General features: G+C 68.6%; 29 protein-coding genes. All 29 read right to left on the reverse strand.

The annotated features are described in order from the left end of the window. Positions 1-183: a 50S ribosomal protein L30 gene (gene rpmD, locus ACFY1T_RS03275; protein WP_005313525.1), complete on the reverse strand. Its 183-nt coding sequence runs from the start codon at positions 181-183 to the stop codon at positions 1-3. Next, positions 183-785, reverse strand: coding sequence for a 30S ribosomal protein S5 (gene rpsE / locus ACFY1T_RS03280; RefSeq protein ID WP_030864431.1), 603 nt, complete (start codon positions 783-785; stop codon positions 183-185). The genes rpmD and rpsE overlap by 1 nt, the downstream gene beginning before the upstream one ends. A gap of 45 nt (positions 786-830) precedes the next feature. Continuing rightward, complete coding sequence (gene rplR, locus ACFY1T_RS03285) at positions 831-1,214, reverse strand: 50S ribosomal protein L18 (RefSeq protein ID WP_030008471.1); 384 nt, start codon at positions 1,212-1,214, stop codon at positions 831-833. A 2-nt stretch (positions 1,215-1,216) separates the two neighbouring features. Beyond that, complete coding sequence (gene rplF / locus ACFY1T_RS03290; RefSeq protein ID WP_030154703.1) at positions 1,217-1,756, reverse strand: 50S ribosomal protein L6; 540 nt, start codon at positions 1,754-1,756, stop codon at positions 1,217-1,219. Between the two features lie 20 nt (positions 1,757-1,776). After that, positions 1,777-2,175: a 30S ribosomal protein S8 gene (gene rpsH / locus ACFY1T_RS03295; protein ID WP_007265911.1), complete on the reverse strand. Its 399-nt coding sequence runs from the start codon at positions 2,173-2,175 to the stop codon at positions 1,777-1,779. Positions 2,176-2,398: 223 nt separating this feature from the next. Then, entirely contained in the window at positions 2,399-2,584 is a 186-nt protein-coding gene (locus tag ACFY1T_RS03300; protein ID WP_003956452.1) for a type Z 30S ribosomal protein S14, read from the reverse strand. A gap of 5 nt (positions 2,585-2,589) precedes the next feature. After that, the gene (gene rplE / locus ACFY1T_RS03305) at positions 2,590-3,141 is read right to left on the reverse strand and encodes a 50S ribosomal protein L5 (protein WP_030154702.1); all 552 of its coding nucleotides are present in this window, start codon (positions 3,139-3,141) and stop codon (positions 2,590-2,592) included. Continuing rightward, a complete protein-coding gene (gene rplX, locus ACFY1T_RS03310) occupies positions 3,141-3,464 on the reverse strand; it encodes a 50S ribosomal protein L24 (RefSeq protein ID WP_030154701.1) in 324 nt (107 codons plus the stop codon). Before rplX ends, rplE begins: the two co-directional genes overlap by 1 nt. Positions 3,465-3,466: 2 nt before the next feature. After that, positions 3,467-3,835, reverse strand: a complete 369-nt coding sequence (gene rplN, locus ACFY1T_RS03315; RefSeq protein ID WP_003956455.1) for a 50S ribosomal protein L14 — start codon at positions 3,833-3,835, stop codon at positions 3,467-3,469. Positions 3,836-3,940: 105 nt separating this feature from the next. Beyond that, the gene (gene rpsQ / locus ACFY1T_RS03320; protein ID WP_030026328.1) at positions 3,941-4,222 is read right to left on the reverse strand and encodes a 30S ribosomal protein S17; all 282 of its coding nucleotides are present in this window, start codon (positions 4,220-4,222) and stop codon (positions 3,941-3,943) included. Next, positions 4,222-4,446 (reverse strand): 50S ribosomal protein L29, encoded by a 225-nt coding sequence (gene rpmC / locus ACFY1T_RS03325; protein WP_008739703.1) that lies wholly within the window; start codon positions 4,444-4,446, stop codon positions 4,222-4,224. Before rpmC ends, rpsQ begins: the two co-directional genes overlap by 1 nt. Then, a complete protein-coding gene (rplP, locus tag ACFY1T_RS03330) occupies positions 4,446-4,865 on the reverse strand; it encodes a 50S ribosomal protein L16 (RefSeq protein ID WP_030026326.1) in 420 nt (139 codons plus the stop codon). The genes rpmC and rplP overlap by 1 nt, the downstream gene beginning before the upstream one ends. A 5-nt stretch (positions 4,866-4,870) precedes the next feature. Continuing rightward, a complete protein-coding gene (rpsC, locus tag ACFY1T_RS03335; RefSeq protein WP_007265905.1) occupies positions 4,871-5,710 on the reverse strand; it encodes a 30S ribosomal protein S3 in 840 nt (279 codons plus the stop codon). Continuing rightward, a complete protein-coding gene (gene rplV, locus ACFY1T_RS03340) occupies positions 5,710-6,057 on the reverse strand; it encodes a 50S ribosomal protein L22 (RefSeq protein WP_007265904.1) in 348 nt (115 codons plus the stop codon). The genes rpsC and rplV overlap by 1 nt, the downstream gene beginning before the upstream one ends. A 43-nt stretch (positions 6,058-6,100) precedes the next feature. After that, entirely contained in the window at positions 6,101-6,382 is a 282-nt protein-coding gene (gene rpsS, locus ACFY1T_RS03345; RefSeq protein ID WP_030154697.1) for a 30S ribosomal protein S19, read from the reverse strand. A 12-nt stretch (positions 6,383-6,394) separates the two neighbouring features. Next, positions 6,395-7,231: a 50S ribosomal protein L2 gene (gene rplB, locus ACFY1T_RS03350; RefSeq protein WP_030298213.1), complete on the reverse strand. Its 837-nt coding sequence runs from the start codon at positions 7,229-7,231 to the stop codon at positions 6,395-6,397. Between the two features lie 39 nt (positions 7,232-7,270). Next, positions 7,271-7,594 (reverse strand): 50S ribosomal protein L23, encoded by a 324-nt coding sequence (gene rplW, locus ACFY1T_RS03355; protein WP_030154694.1) that lies wholly within the window; start codon positions 7,592-7,594, stop codon positions 7,271-7,273. Next, entirely contained in the window at positions 7,594-8,244 is a 651-nt protein-coding gene (gene rplD / locus ACFY1T_RS03360) for a 50S ribosomal protein L4 (RefSeq protein ID WP_030298210.1), read from the reverse strand. The genes rplW and rplD overlap by 1 nt, the downstream gene beginning before the upstream one ends. 5 nt (positions 8,245-8,249) lie before the next feature. Then, on the reverse strand, positions 8,250-8,894 hold the full coding sequence (gene rplC / locus ACFY1T_RS03365) for a 50S ribosomal protein L3 (RefSeq protein WP_008739720.1): 645 nt from the start codon (positions 8,892-8,894) through the stop codon (positions 8,250-8,252). 14 nt (positions 8,895-8,908) lie between these two features. Beyond that, the gene (gene rpsJ, locus ACFY1T_RS03370) at positions 8,909-9,217 is read right to left on the reverse strand and encodes a 30S ribosomal protein S10 (protein ID WP_003948644.1); all 309 of its coding nucleotides are present in this window, start codon (positions 9,215-9,217) and stop codon (positions 8,909-8,911) included. A 486-nt stretch (positions 9,218-9,703) separates the two neighbouring features. Continuing rightward, positions 9,704-10,834: a hypothetical protein gene (locus ACFY1T_RS03375; protein ID WP_390786742.1), complete on the reverse strand. Its 1,131-nt coding sequence runs from the start codon at positions 10,832-10,834 to the stop codon at positions 9,704-9,706. A 66-nt stretch (positions 10,835-10,900) separates the two neighbouring features. Next, positions 10,901-11,671, reverse strand: a complete 771-nt coding sequence (locus tag ACFY1T_RS03380) for a hypothetical protein (RefSeq protein ID WP_390786743.1) — start codon at positions 11,669-11,671, stop codon at positions 10,901-10,903. A 150-nt stretch (positions 11,672-11,821) separates the two neighbouring features. Continuing rightward, positions 11,822-13,756 (reverse strand): hypothetical protein, encoded by a 1,935-nt coding sequence (locus tag ACFY1T_RS03385; protein ID WP_390786744.1) that lies wholly within the window; start codon positions 13,754-13,756, stop codon positions 11,822-11,824. A 72-nt stretch (positions 13,757-13,828) separates the two neighbouring features. Continuing rightward, the gene (locus tag ACFY1T_RS03390) at positions 13,829-14,731 is read right to left on the reverse strand and encodes a glycosyltransferase family 2 protein (RefSeq protein ID WP_390786745.1); all 903 of its coding nucleotides are present in this window, start codon (positions 14,729-14,731) and stop codon (positions 13,829-13,831) included. 9 nt (positions 14,732-14,740) lie between these two features. Further along, positions 14,741-15,208, reverse strand: a complete 468-nt coding sequence (locus ACFY1T_RS03395; RefSeq protein ID WP_390786746.1) for a DUF2304 domain-containing protein — start codon at positions 15,206-15,208, stop codon at positions 14,741-14,743. Further along, positions 15,208-15,894, reverse strand: a complete 687-nt coding sequence (locus ACFY1T_RS03400; RefSeq protein WP_390786747.1) for a glycosyltransferase family 2 protein — start codon at positions 15,892-15,894, stop codon at positions 15,208-15,210. Before ACFY1T_RS03400 ends, ACFY1T_RS03395 begins: the two co-directional genes overlap by 1 nt. Before the next feature lie 68 nt (positions 15,895-15,962). Further along, positions 15,963-17,294: a lipopolysaccharide biosynthesis protein gene (locus ACFY1T_RS03405; RefSeq protein WP_390786748.1), complete on the reverse strand. Its 1,332-nt coding sequence runs from the start codon at positions 17,292-17,294 to the stop codon at positions 15,963-15,965. Then, entirely contained in the window at positions 17,291-18,214 is a 924-nt protein-coding gene (rfbD, locus tag ACFY1T_RS03410; RefSeq protein WP_390786749.1) for a dTDP-4-dehydrorhamnose reductase, read from the reverse strand. The genes ACFY1T_RS03405 and rfbD overlap by 4 nt, the downstream gene beginning before the upstream one ends. Continuing rightward, a complete protein-coding gene (gene rfbB, locus ACFY1T_RS03415) occupies positions 18,211-19,188 on the reverse strand; it encodes a dTDP-glucose 4,6-dehydratase (protein WP_030873560.1) in 978 nt (325 codons plus the stop codon). The genes rfbD and rfbB overlap by 4 nt, the downstream gene beginning before the upstream one ends. Positions 19,189-19,192: the final 4 nt, after the last annotated feature.

The raw sequence follows: 19,192 nt of genomic DNA on the forward strand, positions 1-19,192 counted from the left end.
TTAGTCAACCTCCTCAACCGTCACGAGGTGGCGGACGGTGTGAACCATTCCGCGGAACTCGGGGCGGTCCTCCTTGACGACCACGTCGTTCAGGCGCTTGAGCCCGAGCGAACGCAGCGTGTCGCGGTGGTTCTGCTTGCTGCCGATGTACGACTTCGTCTGCGTGATCTTGAGGCGGGCCATTAGACACCCGCCCCAGCACGCGCACGAAGGAGAGCCGCGGGGGCGACGTCCTCGAGGGGCAGACCACGGCGAGCCGCGATCTCCTCGGGACGCTGCAGGCCCTTGAGGGCCGCCACGGTCGCGTGCACGATGTTGATCGCGTTGTCGGAGCCCAGGGACTTCGACAGGATGTCGTGAACGCCGGCGCACTCCAGAACGGCGCGCACCGGGCCACCGGCGATAACACCGGTACCGGGGGAAGCAGGCTTCAGCAGGACAACGCCGGCCGCCTTCTCGCCCTGGATCGGGTGCGGGATGGTGCCCTGGATGCGCGGAACCTTGAAGAAGTTCTTCTTGGCTTCCTCGACACCCTTGGCGATGGCCGCGGGAACTTCCTTGGCCTTGCCGTAACCGACACCTACAGTGCCGTCACCGTCGCCCACCACGACCAGCGCGGTGAAGCTGAAGCGGCGACCACCCTTGACAACCTTGGCGACGCGGTTGATCGCGACAACGCGCTCAACGTAAGCGGTCTTCTCGGCGGCAGGGCCACCGTCGCGACCCTTCCGGTCCCGCCGCTCGCCGCCACCGGCACCGCTTCCGCGGCGCTGGGGTCCAGCCATTGGATTACCTCTCTCTGTTACGTCCGTGAGTCCCGGAACCGGGGCTTAGAACTTCAGCCCGGCTTCGCGGGCGGCGTCAGCCAGAGCGGCAATGCGCCCGGCGTATCGGTTGCCACCGCGGTCGAACACGACGGTCTCGACACCCGCGGCCTTGGCACGCTCGGCGACGAGCGCGCCGACAGCCTGGGCCTGCGAGCTCTTGTCGCCTTCGCCACCGCGGATCGAAGCGTCCAGGGTCGACGCGGACGCCAGGGTGTGACCCTGGAGGTCGTCGATGACCTGAGCAACGATGTTGCGGTTGGAACGCGTCACGACGAGGCGCGGACGCTCCGCCGTACCCGAGACGTTCTTGCGGATGCGGATGTGGCGGCGAGCCTTGGCAGCGCGCTTGTACGCGTCGCCCTTGGCGATCTTCACACCGTATGCCATGGCTACTTACCAGCCTTTCCGACCTTGCGGCGGATGACTTCGCCGGCGTACTTGACACCCTTGGCCTTGTACGGGTCGGGCTTCCGCAGCTTGCGGATGTTGGCGGCGACCTCGCCGACCTTCTGCTTGTCGATGCCCTCGACCGAGAACTTGGTGGGCGACTCGACCTTGAAGGAGATGCCCTCGGGCGCCTCGATCAGGATCGGGTGGCTGTAACCAAGCTGGAACTCCAGAGCGGAGCCCTTCGCGGCGACGCGGTAACCGACACCGCTGATCTCGAGAGCCTTGACGTACCCCGTGGTCACACCGGTGATCATGTTCGCCACCAGCGTGCGGGACAGGCCGTGCAGGGCCTTGTTCTGACGCTCGTCGTTCGGGCGGGTGACGTTCAGAACGCCGTCCTCACCCTTGACGATCTCGATCGGCGCGGCGACGGTGTGCGAGAGAAGACCCTTGGGGCCCTTCACCGCGACCGTGCGGCCATCGATGGTGACGTCCACACCGGCGGGAACCTGGATGGGGAGCTTGCCGATTCGCGACATTGCTTTTCCTCCGTTCCCGACTACCAGACGTAGGCGAGGACTTCCCCACCTACGCCCTTCTTGCCTGCCTGCTGGCCGGTCAGGAGACCGTGGGACGTGGAGATGATCGCCACGCCCAGGCCGCCGAGGACCTTCGGCAGGTTGGTGGACTTTGCGTACACGCGCAGACCGGGCTTCGAGATCCGCTTGATGCCCGCGATGGAGCGCTCACGGTTCGGCCCGAACTTCAGCTCGAGGACGAGGTTCTTGCCGACCTCGGCGTCCTCGACCTTCCAGCCGGTGATGAAACCCTCCTGCTTGAGGATCTCCGCGATGTGCGACTTGATCTTGCTGTGCGGCATCACGACAGTGTCGTGGTACGCCGAGTTAGCGTTACGCAGACGGGTCAGCATGTCTGCGATCGGGTCAGTCATGGTCATGAAGTGGCCTTCGGCCTCTCTCGCCGGGGTTTCCTGTATGCACCATCCCTCTCCCCACTCAGTGGCGGGACGGGTGCGGTGCGGGGACCTACGGCGTAGTAAGTCGTTATGGGCGGCGGACGCCCAACCACACAAGCCTAAGGCATGCGCGGCCGGGCACCCACCGTCCAGATGCTTACCGAGAGTGCCTGGTACCCCCCAAGTCCTTGCGGACGAGGGTGATTTACCAGGAGCTCTTGGTCACGCCCGGCAGCTCGCCACGGTGAGCCATCTCACGAAGGCACACGCGGCACAGGCCGAACTTGCGGTACACGGAGTGGGGACGACCGCAGCGCTGGCAGCGGGTGTACGCACGCACACCGAACTTGGGCTTGCGGGCAGCCTTCGCGATGAGAGCCTTCTTCGCCATCTCGCTTACGCCTCCTTGAAGGGGAAGCCGAGGTGACGAAGGAGCGCGCGGCCCTCAGCGTCGTTGGTCGCCGTGGTGACCACGGTGATGTCCATACCCCGGGTACGGTCGATCTTGTCCTGGTCGATCTCGTGGAACATGACCTGCTCCGTGAGACCGAAGGTGTAGTTGCCACGGCCGTCGAACTGCTTCGGCGACAGACCACGGAAGTCACGGATACGCGGCAGCGCGAGCGACAGCGTACGGTCCAGGAACTCCCACATGCGGTCACCACGGAGGGTGACGTGGCAGCCGATCGGCTGACCCTCACGCAGCTTGAACTGCGCGATGGACTTGCGGGCCTTCGTGACGGCCGGCTTCTGACCGGTGATCGTCGTCAGGTCGCGGATGGCGCCGTCGATCAGCTTGGAGTCGCGGGCGGCGTCGCCCACACCCATGTTGACCACGATCTTCACGAGGCCGGGGATCTGCATGACGTTCTCGTACGAGAACTCCTCACGCAGCTTGCCCGCGATGTCCTCGCGGTACTTCGTCTTGAGACGCGGAGTGGTAGCCATCAGATGTCCTCACCCGTCCGCTTGGCAACGCGGATCTTGTTGCCCTCGTCGTCGAAGCGGAAACCGACGCGGGTGACGACCTTCTGGCCGTCCTTCTCCACAACCAGCTGAACGTTGCTGACGTGGATCGGCGCCTCGGTGATCACGATGCCACCGGCCTGCGAACCACCAGCGGTCTGACCGGCCTTGGTGTGCTTCTTGACCCGGTTGACACCCTCGACGAGGACGCGGTTCTCGCTGGGCATGGCCGCGATGACCTTGCCCTGCTTGCCCTTGTCCTTACCGGTGATGACCTGGACCAGGTCGCCCTTCTTGATCTTCATGCTTACAGCACCTCCGGCGCGAGCGAGATGATCTTCATGAACTTCTTCTCGCGCAGCTCACGGCCCACGGGGCCGAAGATACGGGTGCCACGAGGGTCGCCGTCGTTCTTGAGAATGACAGCGGCGTTCTCGTCGAAGCGGATGTACGAGCCGTCCTGGCGGCGGCGCTCCTTGACGGTGCGAACGATGACCGCCTTGACGACGTCACCCTTCTTCACGTTGCCACCGGGGATCGCGTCCTTGACGGTGGCGACGATGACGTCACCGATGCCCGCGTAGCGGCGACCGGAGCCACCGAGAACACGGATGCAAAGGATCTCCTTGGCACCAGTGTTGTCGGCGACACGCAGTCGCGACTCCTGCTGGATCACGTCTATCTCCTGTTTGTCTGCCGGTTCCCGGCGGGGGCTTCACTCCGAGGAGCGAGGCCCCCACCGAGCCTGGCGGAACTGACCTGAGGGAAACCCCTCAGGTGATTACTTGGCCTTCTCGAGGATCTCGACGATGCGCCAGCGCTTGCTCGCCGACAGCGGACGCGTCTCCATGATGAGGACGCGGTCGCCGACGCCGGCAGCGTTCTGCTCGTCGTGAGCCTTGAGCTTGTTCGTACGGCGGATGACCTTGCCGTACAGCGCGTGCTTGACGCGGTCCTCGACGGCGACGACGACGGTCTTGTCCATCTTGTCGCTGACGACGAGACCCTCACGGGTCTTGCGGAAGCCGCGCTCGTTCGTCTCAGTCACGTTCTTCTCGCTCATCAGGCGCTCTCCACCGTCTCGATACCGAGCTCACGCTCGTGCATCAGGGTGTAGATGCGAGCGATGTCCTTACGGACGGACTTGAGCCGGCCGTTGTTCTCCAGCTGACCCGTGGCCGCCTGGAAGCGGAGCTTGAACAGCTCCTCCTTGGCCTCGCGCAGCTTGCCAACGAGCTCCTCGTTGCCGAGCTCACGCAGCTCGGACGCCTTGGTTCCCGTCGCCATCACGACTCACCTGCCTCGCGCCGAACAATCCGGCACTTCATCGGAAGCTTGTGAGCAGCGCGGGTGAGCGCCTCACGAGCAATCTTCTCGTTCGGGTAGGACAGCTCGAACATGACCCGGCCCGGGTGCACGTTCGCGATCCACCACTCGGGAGAACCCTTACCGGAACCCATGCGGGTTTCGGCCGGCTTCTTCGTCAGCGGACGGTCCGGGTAGATGTTGATCCAGACCTTGCCGCCACGCTTGATGTGGCGGGTCATCGCGATACGAGCCGCCTCGATCTGGCGGTTCGTCACGTAGGCGGGGGTGAGCGCCTGGATGCCGTACTCGCCGAACGAGACCTCAGTACCGCCCTTGGCCATACCGCGGCGCTTCGGGTGGTGCTGCTTGCGGTGCTTGACCCTACGAGGGATCAGCATGTCGGTCAGGCCTCCGTTCCGGTGCTCTCAGCCGGAGCGGCGGCGGGAGCGTCGGCCTTGGGGGCCTCGGCACCAGCAGCCTGCTGCGGCTTGCGGCCACCACGGCCGCCGCGCTCGCCACCACGGCCACCACGGCCGGCGGGACGGTCGCCAGCGCCGGCGCCACGGGCCGGGCGGTTACCCGCACGGGCCGCAGCGTTCTCGGCGCGAACCTCGGCGATGTTCTTGACGTCGCCCTTGTAGATCCAGACCTTCACACCGATACGGCCGAAGGTGGTCTTGGCCTCGAAGAAGCCGTAGTCCACGTTCGCGCGCAGCGTGTGCAGCGGCACACGACCCTCGCGGTAGAACTCGGAGCGGGACATCTCGGCGCCGCCGAGACGGCCGCCACACTGGATCTTGATGCCCTTGGCGCCGGCCTTCATCGTGCCCTGCATGCTCTTGCGCATGGCACGACGGAAGGAGACGCGGGAGGAGAGCTGCTCGGCAACGGCCTGGGCAACCAGCTGAGCGTCGAGCTCGGGGTTCTTGACCTCGAGGATGTTCAGCTGGACCTGCTTGCCCGTGAGCTTCTCGAGGTCACCGCGGATGCGGTCGGCCTCGGCGCCACGGCGGCCGATGACGATGCCCGGACGAGCGGTGTGGATGTCCACACGCACGCGGTCACGGGTGCGCTCGATCTCAACCTTCGAGATGCCGGCGCGCTCCATGCCGGACGTCATCATCCGACGGATGGCGACGTCTTCCTTGACGTAGTCCTTGTACAGCTTGTCGGCGTACCAACGCGACTTGAAGTCGGTGGTGATGCCGAGCCGGAACCCGTGCGGGTTTACCTTCTGGCCCATTACCGGGAACCTTCCTTGCTGCTGACGACCACGGTGATGTGGCTGGTCCGCTTGCGGATCCGGTAGGCACGGCCCTGGGCACGCGGACGGAACCGCTTCAGGGTCGGGCCCTCGTCCACGTACGCCTCGCTGATGACCAGCGTGGAGGCGTCCGGGTGGTTGTAGTTGTGTGCGGCGTTGGCAATGGCGCTGTCCAGCACCTTGCCGACCGGCACGCTCGCGGCCTGCGGGGCGAAACGCAGGACCGCCTGAGCCTCCGTGGCATCCATGCCACGGATAAGGTCCACCACGCGGCGGGCCTTCATGGGCGTGACGCGGATGTACCGCGCCTGGGCCCTGGCTTCCATGGTTGTCCCTTCGGTGTAAGTCATAGTCGTTACCACCCCGCCTTTAGCGGCGCTTCGACTTCCGGTCGTCCTTGACGTGGCCGCGGAAGGTGCGAGTCGGCGAGAACTCGCCGAGCTTGTGGCCGACCATCGACTCGGTGACGAACACCGGGACGTGGGTCTTGCCGTTGTGCACCGCGATGGTGTGACCCAGCATGGCCGGGATGATCATCGAGCGACGGGACCAGGTCTTGATGACGTTCTTGGTACCAGCTTCGTTCTGAGCGTCCACCTTCTTAACGAGGTGTCCGTCGACGAAGGGTCCCTTCTTGAGACTGCGCGGCATCTAAACCCGCTCCTAGCGCTTCTTGTTCGTCTTGCGGCGGCGGACGATGTACTTGCTCGAAGCCTTCTTCGGCGAGCGAGTACGACCCTCCTTCTGACCCCACGGGGAGACCGGGTGGCGACCACCGCTGGTCTTGCCCTCACCACCACCGTGCGGGTGGTCAACCGGGTTCATCGCGACACCGCGGACGGAGGGGCGAACGCCCTTCCAGCGCATGCGGCCGGCCTTGCCCCAGTTGATGTTCGACTGCTCGGCGTTGCCGACCTCGCCGACCGTCGCGCGGCAGCGCGCGTCGACCAGGCGGATCTCACCGGACGGCATACGAAGGTGGGCCATCGTGCCCTCCTTCGCCAGCAGCTGCACGGAGGCACCCGCGGAACGGGCGAACTTGGCGCCACCACCGGGACGGAGCTCGATCGCGTGGATCGTGGTACCGACCGGGATGTTGCGGAGGGCCAGGTTGTTGCCGGGCTTGATGTCGGCCGTGGGGCCGTTCTCAATCCGGTCGCCCTGGGACAGACCGCGGGGAGCGATGATGTAGCGCTTCTCGCCGTCCGCGTAGTGCAGGAGCGCGATGCGCGCCGTGCGGTTGGGGTCGTACTCGATGTGCGCGACCTTGGCCGGCACGCCGTCCTTGTCGTGACGACGGAAGTCGATCACGCGGTAGGCGCGCTTGTGTCCGCCACCCTGGTGGCGAACGGTGATCCGACCGGTGTTGTTACGGCCGCCCTTGCTGTGCAGCGGGCGAACCAGCGACTTCTCCGGCGTGGACCGCGTGATCTCGACAAAGTCGGCGACGCTGGAGCCACGACGGCCCGGGGTCGTCGGCTTGTACTTGCGGATACCCATTTCTCAGTCCTCGTCCGATTCCGGACGACTAGACCTCCGTTAGGAGGCCTGGCCGCCGAAGATGTCGATTCGGTCGCCCTCAGCGAGGGTCACGATGGCGCGCTTGGTGTCAGCGCGCTTGCCGAAACCGGTCTTGGTGCGCTTGCGCTTACCCTGACGGTTGATCGTGTTGACCCCGGTGACCTTGACCCCGAAGACCGCCTCGACGGCCTGCTTGATCTGGGTCTTGTTGGAGCCGGGCGCGACGATGAACGTGTACTTGTTCTCGTCCAGCAGCGCGTAGCTCTTCTCCGAGACAACCGGCTTGATCAGCAGGTCGCGCGGGTCAGTGAAGGTCTTGCTGGTAACGGTCGCCTCAGACATCAGGCGTCGCTCCCTTCGGTCTCATCGGCCTTGGGGCCAGACACGAAGGACTCGAGCGCGGCCTGGGTGAAGACCACGTCGTCAGAGACGATCACGTCGTACGTGTTCAGCTGGCCCGGCTCCAGGATGTGAACCTGGGGCAGGTTGCGGGCGGACAGCCACGCGGCCTCGTCGGCACGCTCGACGACCAGGAGCAGGTTCTTGCGCTCCGAGATCTTGCCGAACAGCGTCTTGGCGGCCTTCGTGGAGACGGCACCCTCGACCACGCCGGTGACGACGTGGATGCGGGAGTGACGCGCACGGTCCGAGAGGGCACCACGGAGGGCGGCGACCTTCATCTTCTTGGGGGTCCGCTGCGAGTAGTCACGCGGCTGCGGGCCGTGGACGACGCCACCGCCGGCGAACTGCGGAGCGCGGGTCGAACCCTGACGGGCGCGGCCGGTGCCCTTCTGGCGGTACGGCTTGCGGCCACCACCACGGACTTCGCCACGGGTCTTCGTCTTGTGCGTGCCCTGACGGGCAGCGGCCAGCTGTGCGACGACGACCTGGTGGATCAGCGGAACGCTGGTCTTCGCGTCGAAGATCTCCGCGGGGAGCTCGACGGTACCGGCCTTGTCGCCTGCCGGCGAAAGGATGTCAATGGTGCTCATTAACCTCAAGCCCCCTTGGCCGCGGTACGGACCAGGACGAGGCCGCCGTTCGGACCGGGGACTGCGCCCTTGATGAGGAGCAGACCCTTCTCCGCGTCTACCGCGTGGATGGTCAGGTTCTGGGTGGTGACGCGCTCGTTGCCCATACGACCAGCCATGCGCATGCCCTTGAAGACACGCCCAGGGGTGGCGCAGCCACCGATCGAACCGGGGGAGCGGTGCTTGCGCTGCACACCGTGACCGGCGCCGAGGCCCCGGAAGTTGTGCCGCTTCATGACACCGGCGAAGCCCTTGCCCTTGCTGTTGCCCGTGACGTCAACCTTGACGCCGGACTCGAACACCTGGGCGGTGATCTCCTGGCCGAGCGTGTACTCGCTGGCGTCGGAGGTGCGGAGCTCCACCAGGTGGCGGCGCGGGGTCACGTCGGCCTTGGCGAAGTGGCCCTTGAGGGGCTTGTTCACCTTGCGCGGGTCGATCTCGCCGAAGGCGATCTGGACCGACTCGTAGCCGTCGATGTCGTTCGTACGGACCTGGGTAACGACGCAGGGCCCGGCCTTGACGACGGTCACCGGGACGACACGGTTGTTCTCGTCCCAGACCTGGGTCATGCCGAGCTTCTCGCCCAGGACGCCCTTGATCTGCTTTGCCATCTTCTCGACGCCTCTCAGAGCTTGATCTCGATGTCAACGCCGGCCGGAAGGTCCAGGCGCATCAGCGAGTCAACGGTCTTGGGCGTCGGGTCGAGGATGTCGATCAGGCGCTTGTGCGTGCGCATCTCGAAGTGCTCGCGCGAGTCCTTGTACTTGTGCGGCGACTTGATGACGCAGTACACGTTCTTCTCAGTGGGCAGCGGCACCGGGCCTGCGACCGACGCACCAGTGCGGGTCACCGTCTCGACGATCTTCTTCGCCGAGGAGTCGATGACCTCGTGGTCGTAGGCCTTGAGCCGGATGCGGATCTTCTGTCCCGCCATGGCTACTCCGTAGTCCTGTCTGTTGTGGAAACGCTCTGGCCCTCGGGCGGCTGTGGATCTCTCCACCGCTTCTCTCCGACCCACGCGGTCGGGCGTGTCGCACTCCCTCTACAGAAAATTCCCATACGGAAATTCCCTCGTCCAAGGGGGTGCGGCCCTGGGCCGCGGTTCGGGGGAGAAACACCCACCGAGCGCCTGGCGAACACCGTGCTGACGCTTCCCAGAAGATTCCCGTACGTCCGCCCCATTGCTGCCCCGAGAGGCAGATAAAGGCGACGAGTACTGTGGGACTCGCTTCCGGTCCTCCCGGCGGGAGGCGCGCAGCATCGGCACTCAGCCGAGCAACTTGAGTAGTCTGCCATACAAGACACGTACTGCGCCAATCGGGCCGAAGAGAATACCCCTCCCAGGTGAGTGGTCAAACTGCGCCACGCAGTGGGACGGCCCGGGCCCCGCTTGGGGTCCGCCCGGACCGTCCCACGGGCCTCAGGTACGCGAAAGGCTCCCGCAGCCCTCCGGCGCACCGGAGTCGATGGTCTTGCTCCGGTCGTACGGGTCCACGGGCGAGCCGGAAGGCGCGGGACCGGTCCGCGCGTCGTCGGAGAAGACGGGGTGCAGGTATCCGTCGTAGACGTCGCAGGCGCTGTTGGCGAGGTCGACGTTGTACTTCTCCAGCCAGATCTTGCCGGCGGTGGCCTGCCACTTGCGCGGGTCGGCGACCGAGAAGGTGATCTCGCGCCGCACGATCGTGCGCTCCACCTCCTCGGCACCCGCCTTCGCCTTCACGAACGGGTGGACGAACGTGTAGTCGGCCAGCACGTTGGCCTGGCCGCCCTCCTTGCCGGGCTCCACCCACATCCGGCCGCGGACCTTGACCACGTCGCCCGCGGGCTTCAGCTCGGTCGGCTTGACCCGGGTGAACAGGTGCAGCGGGTCGTTCTCCTTCGTCGGAGCCGTCAGCGAGCCCTCCACGCGGCTCAGCTCGTCCTCCAGCTTCGGGTCGAGCAGCTCCAGCGCCGCCGCGGGCCGCTCCCCGCGCAGGGTCGCCGGGTCCAGGTTGGCCGAGACCAGGAACTGCTTGGCCTTCTGCAGCGCGTCGGCGACCTGCTCCTTGCTCATCCCGCCGACGGCCTGGGCCTCCGGGACCTCGATCCCGGCCGCCCCGTCGGCCCACTGGAGGGCCGGGGAGCCCTTGAAGGGCTCCTTGAGCGTCGGCCGGTCCGGGTCGACGGCCGAGGGCGGGGCGCTGGGCCGGGCGGTCTCGGCGGGCAGCGGCTCGCGGGCCGCGTCGTTCCGCCCGGCCTTCCCGGTGATCTTGTCGATGACCAGCTCCGGTCGTACGGCGATCAGCGCGAGGGCCGCGATGAAGACCACCGCCGCCGCGGCCTTGACCCGCCGCTTGCCCCTGCCGCGCCCCTGCATCTCCTGCCAGGCCGGTCCGGTGCGCCAGCCCGGCGGCTCGGCTGACTCGGCGCGCAGCCGCCCGGTGACCATGCGGGCGCGGGCGGAGGGCTCCCGCGGGGCCCGGCCGGCGCCCGCCTGGGCCTGCTCCATGAACCGGGCCCACTCCTCGTCGGAGAGCTCCGGTCCGCCGTTGTCGTTGTCGTTCTTTCCCATGTCCCACCCCTGAAATGTCCGGGGCCCCCGGGAACAGGTCCCGGGGGTCCCGCTGAAACGTTGCTGCTAGGTGCGGCCCGTCTGCGTGTCGGCGGTGTGGTGGACGAAGACCGCCTTGACCTTGCCGCCGGGCAGGTGGACCGGGCCCTCGTCGTTCAGCGACTCGTCGGCGCCCCACGCGAGGCGGGAGACCACGTCCGGCCGGGGGACCGTGGAGGCCGGACCCGGGTCGATCGTGGTGGCGGCGGACGCGGCCGGGGCCGCGTTCAGGGCGGCGGTACGCGCGGCGCCGCCCTGCCGGGCACCGTTCTCCTTCGTACCGCTCCGCTTCGCGGGGGCCGCCGAGCCGCCCGGGTCCACCAGGTTCAGCTCCAGCCCGGCGGGCACCGCGCCGCCACCGCTGATCCGTACCTCGGCACCGTCGCAGGCGCCGACCCGGACGGGCTCCGTGGAGCCGTGCGCGCCCGGGCGTACGCCGTCCATGCCGGGCTTGACCGGGTCGAGGGCGATCCACTTCGACCACGCGCCGGTCTTCGCGTCGCGGGCGCGGGCCTCGATGGTGCCCTTCACCTCGGCCGCGGGGTCCGTCCAGGACACGCCCAGCAGGCCGAAGGGCTGCGTTCCCCGCCGGGAGAGCACGGCCTCGCCGGTGCCCTCGGGCTGGAGGGCGAGCTTGTACACCTCGCCCTCGACCGGCCCGGTCTCCTTCGCGGCGGCGCCGTACGCCTTCGCCGCCCCCTCGCCACCCGGGGCCGCCGGTTCGGCTCCCCCGGCCATTCCCTGAATGCCCGGCACCGCTGCGGCGCCGATCGCGGCCGCCAGAGCGGTACCGCGCACACGGCTCAGTCTCACGTCTGTTTTCCCCACCCCTGTGGCTCGTGCGCAATGTGACACGGCCTCGGAGCGGATGCTACTGGTCGGTTCCGACAGCGGGTACGGGCTGGTCGTCGGGAAACGGCCGGCCGGGAGCCGGCCGGCCGCCCGCCGTCACTTCTTCCGGACGTCCTGCCCGGTCCGGTCGGCTTCCTTGCGGGCCTGCCGCTCGGCCTCGGCGTCGCGCTCGATGTCCGCCCGCGAGCGCACCCGCTTGGGCGCCTCCATCCCGCAGACGGCGGGCCAGTCGTCGGCCACGATGCCGGCACACCAGATGAAGTCCTGGATGGGGCCGGGCTTCCAGTCGTTCTTCTCGATGTCCCAGCAGTTCTCGCGCGGCGAGAAGCGCGGGCAGCTGCCGTCCCGCTGCTTGATGACGTGGGCGCGGTAGGCGTCGATGCCCATCGTGTCGACGTCGGACGAGGGCATGTAGCGGTTGACCGACCAGGACGCGCCCATGGCGGCGAAGAGCGCGACCACGCACACCATCCCGGCGGCGAGCTGGCGGACCACCCGCTGCGGAATGACCCGGGCGAGCCCGGCCGCGGGAACGGAACCGGAATCGGAATCAGAAGCGGAACCCGCCCCGGCGACCCGCGGGCGCAGCGTGCGCTCGATCCAGCCGGCTCCCCGGTCGACCACGGCCATCATGCCGAGGACGGCCAGGATCATCAGGCAGTACATGATGATCCACGTGGTGCGCGGGTAGAGCTGGATGGCCTTGTCCTGGGCCATGTGCCCGGCGAACCAGAAGCGGGCGAGCCAGGCGCCGGCCAGGACCGCCGCCGCGGTGCGCACCATGATGTTGCGCATCCCGAGTCCCAGGCCGAGGCCCACCCCGAAGAGCAGCAGCAGGGCGAACCCGCTCTGGCCCGCCATCTCGCCGGCCACCGGCCAGGTCTGGTACGTCAGCGTCCCGGAGCGGTCCGAGACCCAGCCGAGGACGTACCCGGGGTCCGCGTACACGGCCAGGAAGGCATAGCGGTCGGGGTTCTCCGAGCCCAGCCGGGCCATCTGGTAGAGCAGCGGAGCTCCGACCACGGCGGCCGAGAGCAGCGTGACCCCTATGTAGATGCCCGCCTTCCTGGCCGTGGCCGCGCCCTGGCGCCACGGGAAGAAGAACAGCGCGGCCACGAGCGCGCCCGGCGCTGCCCAGATGTACCAGCCGGAGTACCAGAGGAACAGCGCGCCGAAGGTCACGCCGAGGACGAGGGCGCGCACCACCAGGTGCCGCGTGCCGCGCCGCCCGGCCAGGCGCATCTCGCGCAGCCAGTATCCGAGCAGCGGCAGCAGCACGATCATGACGATGTGGCTGTACGGGCGGATCGGGTCGAGGAAGAGCACCGCGGCCGGGACCGCGATCAGCAGCGCCCAGAAGGGCCGCAGCAGTATCCGCCAGGCCAGGTAGGCCATCGGGCCGGCCACCGCGGTGAAGAAGATCTGGAGGTCGTGCAGGGCGAAGCCGGTCTCGCCGCGGCCGTTGTAGCGGATCTTCGCCCACAGGGCCATCAGGGCCGGGAAGGCGGGCGGGTAGATGCCCGACATCCCCTCGTGGTGCAGGAACGAGTTGGCCATGTCGATCAGGACGCCCGGGTCGCCCTCCTGGCCGCCGAGCGGGTGCGGCGTGCCGTGCAGGGCGACGACGACCCCGCCGGCGATCACGCCGGTGGCCAGGCCCGCCAGGGCGGCGCAGACCAGGCGCTTGACCAGCCGGTGACGCCGGTCCGGGCCCCGGTGGGCGGTGTACAGGAGCAGCCCGAGCAGCGGCAGCCCGATGACCGCGGCGTACATCTGGAGCGTGGCGAGGCCGCTGACCTGGCCGAGGCGCACGATCGGGTTCACGTCGATCCGGCGGCTCAGCAGCATGTAGCCGAGGGCGGCCGTGAGGCTGACGACGCCCTCGGCGATGGCGAGCACGCGGCGCCGGGACGTCCAGGGGCGGCGGGCCGTCGAAGAGGAGGCGACCGGTCCGGCGTCCGGGGTCCCGGTACCGGTCCGGCTGTGCGCCGTGCCGGATGTTCCGACGACCTCGGGGGCCAGGTGTGTCATCTCAGTCCAATTCGGGTCGCGGGTGTCACCGCGGGGCGGGGCCCGTCGGCCGCTGTCTGTCGTGCTCCGGGGTCAGTCTCCGCGCTGACCTGCGGTGAATGCGTGCTTGGCGAGCGTACGGAGGCCCTCGCGGTGTCCCCGGAGCAGTGCGCCGGGGAGCATCGTGATGGCGTGGAAGCGGGAGGCGCTGTGGAAGCGGGCGGCGCGCGCGGCCTTGGGCCAGCCCCGGGCGTCCATCCGGTCGGCCACCGCGGAGAAGTACCGCTCGGCCTCGGTGAAGCGGGTGCCGGAGAAGGCCTGCACCGAGGACTCGCTGACGGCGTGGCGGCGGTACTTGAACACCGTCGTGGACTCGTCGATCAGCATCTGCTCGCCGAGTTCGAGGAGGTCGACCACCAGGGCCAGGTCCTGGATCACGGAGTACTCGTCGCGGAAGTTGACCCCGCGCAGGGCCTCGCCGCGCCAGCAGATGGACGGGAAGTACAGCCAGTTCCCGCGCAGCACGCTGGTGGCCAGCTCCTCGCCGCCCATCAGGCGCCGGCCCTTGACCTGCGGCGCGTACAGCCGCCGCTTGGTCTGGTCGGCCAGCCCGTACGCGACCTGGCCGGTGCCGTCGATCACCTCGACGCCGGGCTGGACCATGCCGATGCCCGGGTTGTCGGCGATGAGGCCGCGGACGGTCTCCAGGTAGTGCGGGTGCAGCAGGTCGTCGCAGCCCATGATGACGACGTAGTCGGCCTCGGAGAGCCGTACGCACTTCTGGAAGTTCTTGGTGATGCCGAGGTTCTGCTCGTTGCGGGTGTAGTGCACCCGCTCGTCGCCGAGGGCCTCGAACCAGCCCGGGACGTCGGGCTCCTTGCCGTCGTCGATGACGACGAGGCGGAAGTCCCGGTCCGTCTGGGCCAGGACGCTGCGGACGGCGTCCTGCATCAGCTGCACGTCCCCGTAGTAGGGGAGCATGAAGTCGAAGGTCACCACGGGACGTCAGGCCTTCACGGAGTCGGAGTCGGCGGGCTCGGACTTCGCCTCGGCGACGACGGCCTCCGCGATGACGGTCTCGGTCACGACGGTCTCGGTCACGACGGGGGCGACGGCCGAACCCAGGCGCGCGTCGTTGTGGCGGGTGCCCTCGGCCAGGGCCACGGTCCGGGCCAGGTCGGTGATCTTCTTCTCCAGCGAGCGGAAGCGGAGGAAGGTGTTGAGGGTCAGGAAGCCCATCGCGAGCACCATGACGTACAGCACGAGGTCGGTGCCGCGGCCGACGCCGAGCTGGTGCGCCACCCACGTGACGTCCGTCGGGCGGAGCACCGCGTACACGTTGACGATGACGAACAGGGAGAACGCGATGCGCTTCCAGGCGCGGTTCTTCGCCTGGCCCCACGTCCGTATGAACATGAGGGCCATCGACACCGAGCCCGCGATGAGCAGCAGCTGGATCCAGAAGTACTTCATCAGCGGCTTCGCTCCCGCATCGTGATGTCAAAGATGATGTTGACGCCGTTGATCAGGGACTGACCCTTGGCGCGCGAGTACTCGGTGTAGAGGATGTCCACCGGGACCTCTGTGACGCGCAGGCCGGACCCGGCGAGGAAACCGACGATCTCCGAGGCGTGCGCCATGCCGTTCATGGTGATGTTCAGCTGCTCGGCGGCCTTGCGGCTGAGCACGCGCAGACCGTTGTGCGAGTCGGTGAGCTTCAGCTTGCGGGCGGTCGGGCTGACCGACGCCGCCGTACGCAGCACCACGCGCTTGATCCACGGCACTTGGCCGTTCTGCTCGATGAAGCGCGAGCCGAGGACCACGTCGGCCTCGTCGTCGCGCAGCACCTGGACCATCTTCTCGACGTCGTGCGTCTGGTGCTGGCCGTCCGCGTCGAACGTCGCGAAGTAGCGGGCACCGGGCTGCGAGAGGGCGTACTTGAGGCCGGTCTGGAGGGCGGCGCCCTGGCCGAGGTTGACGGGGTGGCGCACGAGGTGGGCGCCGGTCGTCGCGATGTGCTCGGCCGAGTTGTCGGAGCTGCCGTCGTCCACGACGACTATGTTCGGGAAGGTCTCACGCGCTCCCTCGACCACATCGGCGATCACCTGACCCTCGTTGTAGGCCGGGATGACCAGCCAGACGTCGTCGTATTGGGACACGGTAGCTCCAGCGGAATGTGGCACGTGCGCGTGCGCGGTGATCGGTGGGACGTCGGAAGCCGGCATGGTCACTCCCCGACCGCTCCGGCGCCCAGTGGGCTTGCGGCGACCTTGTGCCCCGCTCCTTCGGTCGCGTCCGGAGCCGCTCCGGGGAACCTCAGCCTCAGCACGGCCAGCATACCGAGCACGGTGGCGAGAGAGCCGAGAGCGTAGGCCAGGATGACCCGAAGGGCCACTTCGCCCGGTGCGAAGGTGACACCGACGAGGACGACGGTGCCGGCGGCCCAGCAGAGCAGTTGCAGGTTGTGCCGCTTGAATACCATCAGCGCCTGACCGAGGACCATCGCGAACATGTACGCCACGGTGCCGGCGGACAAAAGGAAGAAGTCGAGACGGCCCAGTACGGGTCCGGCGTCGAACAGGACCTTGATCAGCCACGGGCCGAGCACGGTCGCGGGCACTCCCCCGAGCAGGCCGAGCGCCCCGACGACCACGCCGATCCGGCGCAGCATCGCGGAGAACGCCGCCCGGTCGCCTGCCGTGTAGGCGGCGGTCAGTCCGCCGAGCAGCGAGGCCTGCAGCGAGCCGAAGACGAACAGCGGCACCCGGGCCAGGACCAGGGCGTTGAGCAGCGCCGCGATCAGCACGCTGTCGGTGGGGGCGAGCAGCTTGGTGCTCATCACCGCGGCGTTGACGACGACCTGGGACAGCAGGGTCGAGCAGATCAACAGGCCGAGTCCGGCGGTCAGTTCCCGCCAGGCGATCTCCTCGCCGGGCTCCACGGCGCGCAGCAGCGCCGGCAGGGTGACCAGCGTCGCGGCGATCGGCGCGACGGCCAGGACCAGGCTGAAGGCGAGCGCCGAGTGCAGCCCGGCGACCGCGCAGCCGAAGGCGAGGGCGATGCGCAGCCCGCCGTCGACGGCCAGCTGGGTGCCGTACGCGCCGAACCGGCCGAGGCCGGCCAGGACCCCTCGGGTCAGGTAGCAGACGGCCATGCCCGTGAACGCGCCGCCGAGCGCCGCCACCAGGCCGCGGTCGCCGCGGAACAGCAGGTCCGCGATCGGGCCCGCGCCGAGGGCGAGGACGAGCAGGGTCGCGCCCAGGATCCCGGCGGTCAGCAGCGTGGCCCGGCGCAGCACGGGGGCCGCTCCCTGGCCGTGCACCACGCGGGCGGCGACGATCCGGGTGAGCTCCTGCTCGATGGGGAAGAAGATGCCGAGGCCGAGCGCCATGACGATCGTCCACAGCACCGAGACGTTCGCCATGGCGTCCGTGGACAGGCTGTGGCCGGCCACGCCCAGGTGGACGTACGAGGCCGCACCGAGCACGACAGTGCCGCCGGCCACCGCGACGGTGCCCGGCGGCAGCGCCGCGGTGAGCCTGCCCAGCAGGGACTTCATCCCGTACTGCCGTTCCTGGCCGCGGCGGCCAGAGCGCTGAACGCGGGGCGGGCGAGCGCCTCGGCGAGCTGCTCGCGCCAGTCGGCGAGCGGGGCGAGGCCCGCCTCTTCCTCCCAGGCGTCGTGCCCGAGCACGCTGAACGCGGGGCGGGCGGCGGGGCGTACGAACGCGGCGGAGGTGGTCGGCCGGATGCGCTCCGGGTCGAGACCGCTCAGCCGGTACGTCTCGCGGGCCAGCCCCATCCAGGTGGTGCGGCCGCTCGCGGTGCCGTGGTAGATGCCGCCCATCGCCCGGCCCCCCAGCGCGGCCAGGCCGAGCTCGACCAGCCGGCGGGCCAGCGCACGGGACCAGGTGGGCTGGCCGTGCTGGTCGTCGACGACGTCGAGGGTCTCGCGCTGGGCGGCCAGCTTGAGCATGGTGGCGACGAAGTTCGGGCCGTGCTCGCCGTACAGCCACGCGGTGCGGACGATGTAGCCGTCCTGCGGCAGCAGTTCGGCGACGGCCTGCTCGCCGAGCAGCTTGGAGCGCCCGTACGCGTTGAGCGGGCCGGTCTCGGCGTCCTCGCGGTACGGCTCCGTGGCGTCGCCGGGGAGCACGTAGTCGGTGGAGACGTGCAGCAGGCGCACACGGGCGGCGGCGCAGGCCTCGGCGAGGACGCGCACGCCGGTGCCGTTGACGGCGGTGGCGGCGTCCTCGGCGGTCTCGGCGCCGTCGACGTCGGTCCACGCGGCGCAGTTCACGACCACGATGACGCCCTCGACCGCCGCGCGGACCGCGGCGGGGTCGGTGACGTCGAGGTCGGCGCGGCGCAGGCCCACGGCCTCGATGCCGGCGGACTTCAGCTCGGCCAGGACGTCCTGGCCGAGCATTCCGGCGGCACCGGTGACGAGCCAGCGCCCGGCGAGCGGGTTGGTGCTCACTTCTGCAGGGCCGCCTTCGCCTTCAGCGGCTCCCACCAGGCGCGGTTCTCGCGGTACCAGTCGATGGTGGCCTTGATGCCGTCCTCGAAGGTGACCTGCGGGGCGTAGCCGAGCTCCGAGCCGATCTTGCTGATGTCGATGGAGTAGCGGAGGTCGTGGCCCTTGCGGTCCTCGACCTGCTCGACCATGTCCCAGCCGAGCCCGGCCGCTTCGAGCAGCACGCCGGTGAGCTCCTTGTTGGTGAGCTCGGTGCCGCCGCCGATGTTGTAGACCTCGCCGGCGCGACCCTTCCGCATCGCCAGGTCGATGCCGCGGCAGTGGTCGGAGACGTGCAGCCAGTCGCGCACGTTGCCGCCGTTGCCGTACAGCGGGACCTTCTTGCCGTCCATCAGGTTCGAGACGAACAGCGGGATGACCTTCTCCGGGAACTGGTAGTGCCCGTAGTTGTTGGAGCAGCGCGTGACCACGACGTCCATGCCGTGCGTCCGCGCGTAGGCCAGGGCCAGCAGGTCGGACGAGGCCTTGGAGGCGGAGTACGGGGAGTTCGGCACCAGCGGCCACTCCTCGGTCCAGGAGCCCTCGCTGATCGAGCCGTACACCTCGTCGGTGGAGATGTGGACGAAGCGGCCGACGCCGTGCTTGCGGGCGGCGTCGAGGAGCACCTGCGTACCCACGACGTTGGTCATCACGAACGGGCCGGCACCGGCGATCGAGCGGTCCACGTGGGACTCGGCGGCGAAGTGCACCACCACGTCGTGCCCGGGCATCACCTGGTCGACGGCCTCGGCGTCGCAGATGTCGCCCTTGACGAACTTGTAACCGGCGTGGCCGGCGACGGGCGCGAGGTTCGCCTCGACGCCCGAGTAGGTCAGCTTGTCGAAGACCGTGATCTGGGCCGATGCGTCCGCACCGAGCTGCTGCCGGACGAATTCTGAACCGATGAAGCCGGCGCCGCCGGTCACAAGGATGCGCATAATA

Source organism: Streptomyces sp. NPDC001194 (assembly GCF_042896985.1).
Lineage (GTDB): Bacteria > Actinomycetota > Actinomycetes > Streptomycetales > Streptomycetaceae > Streptomyces.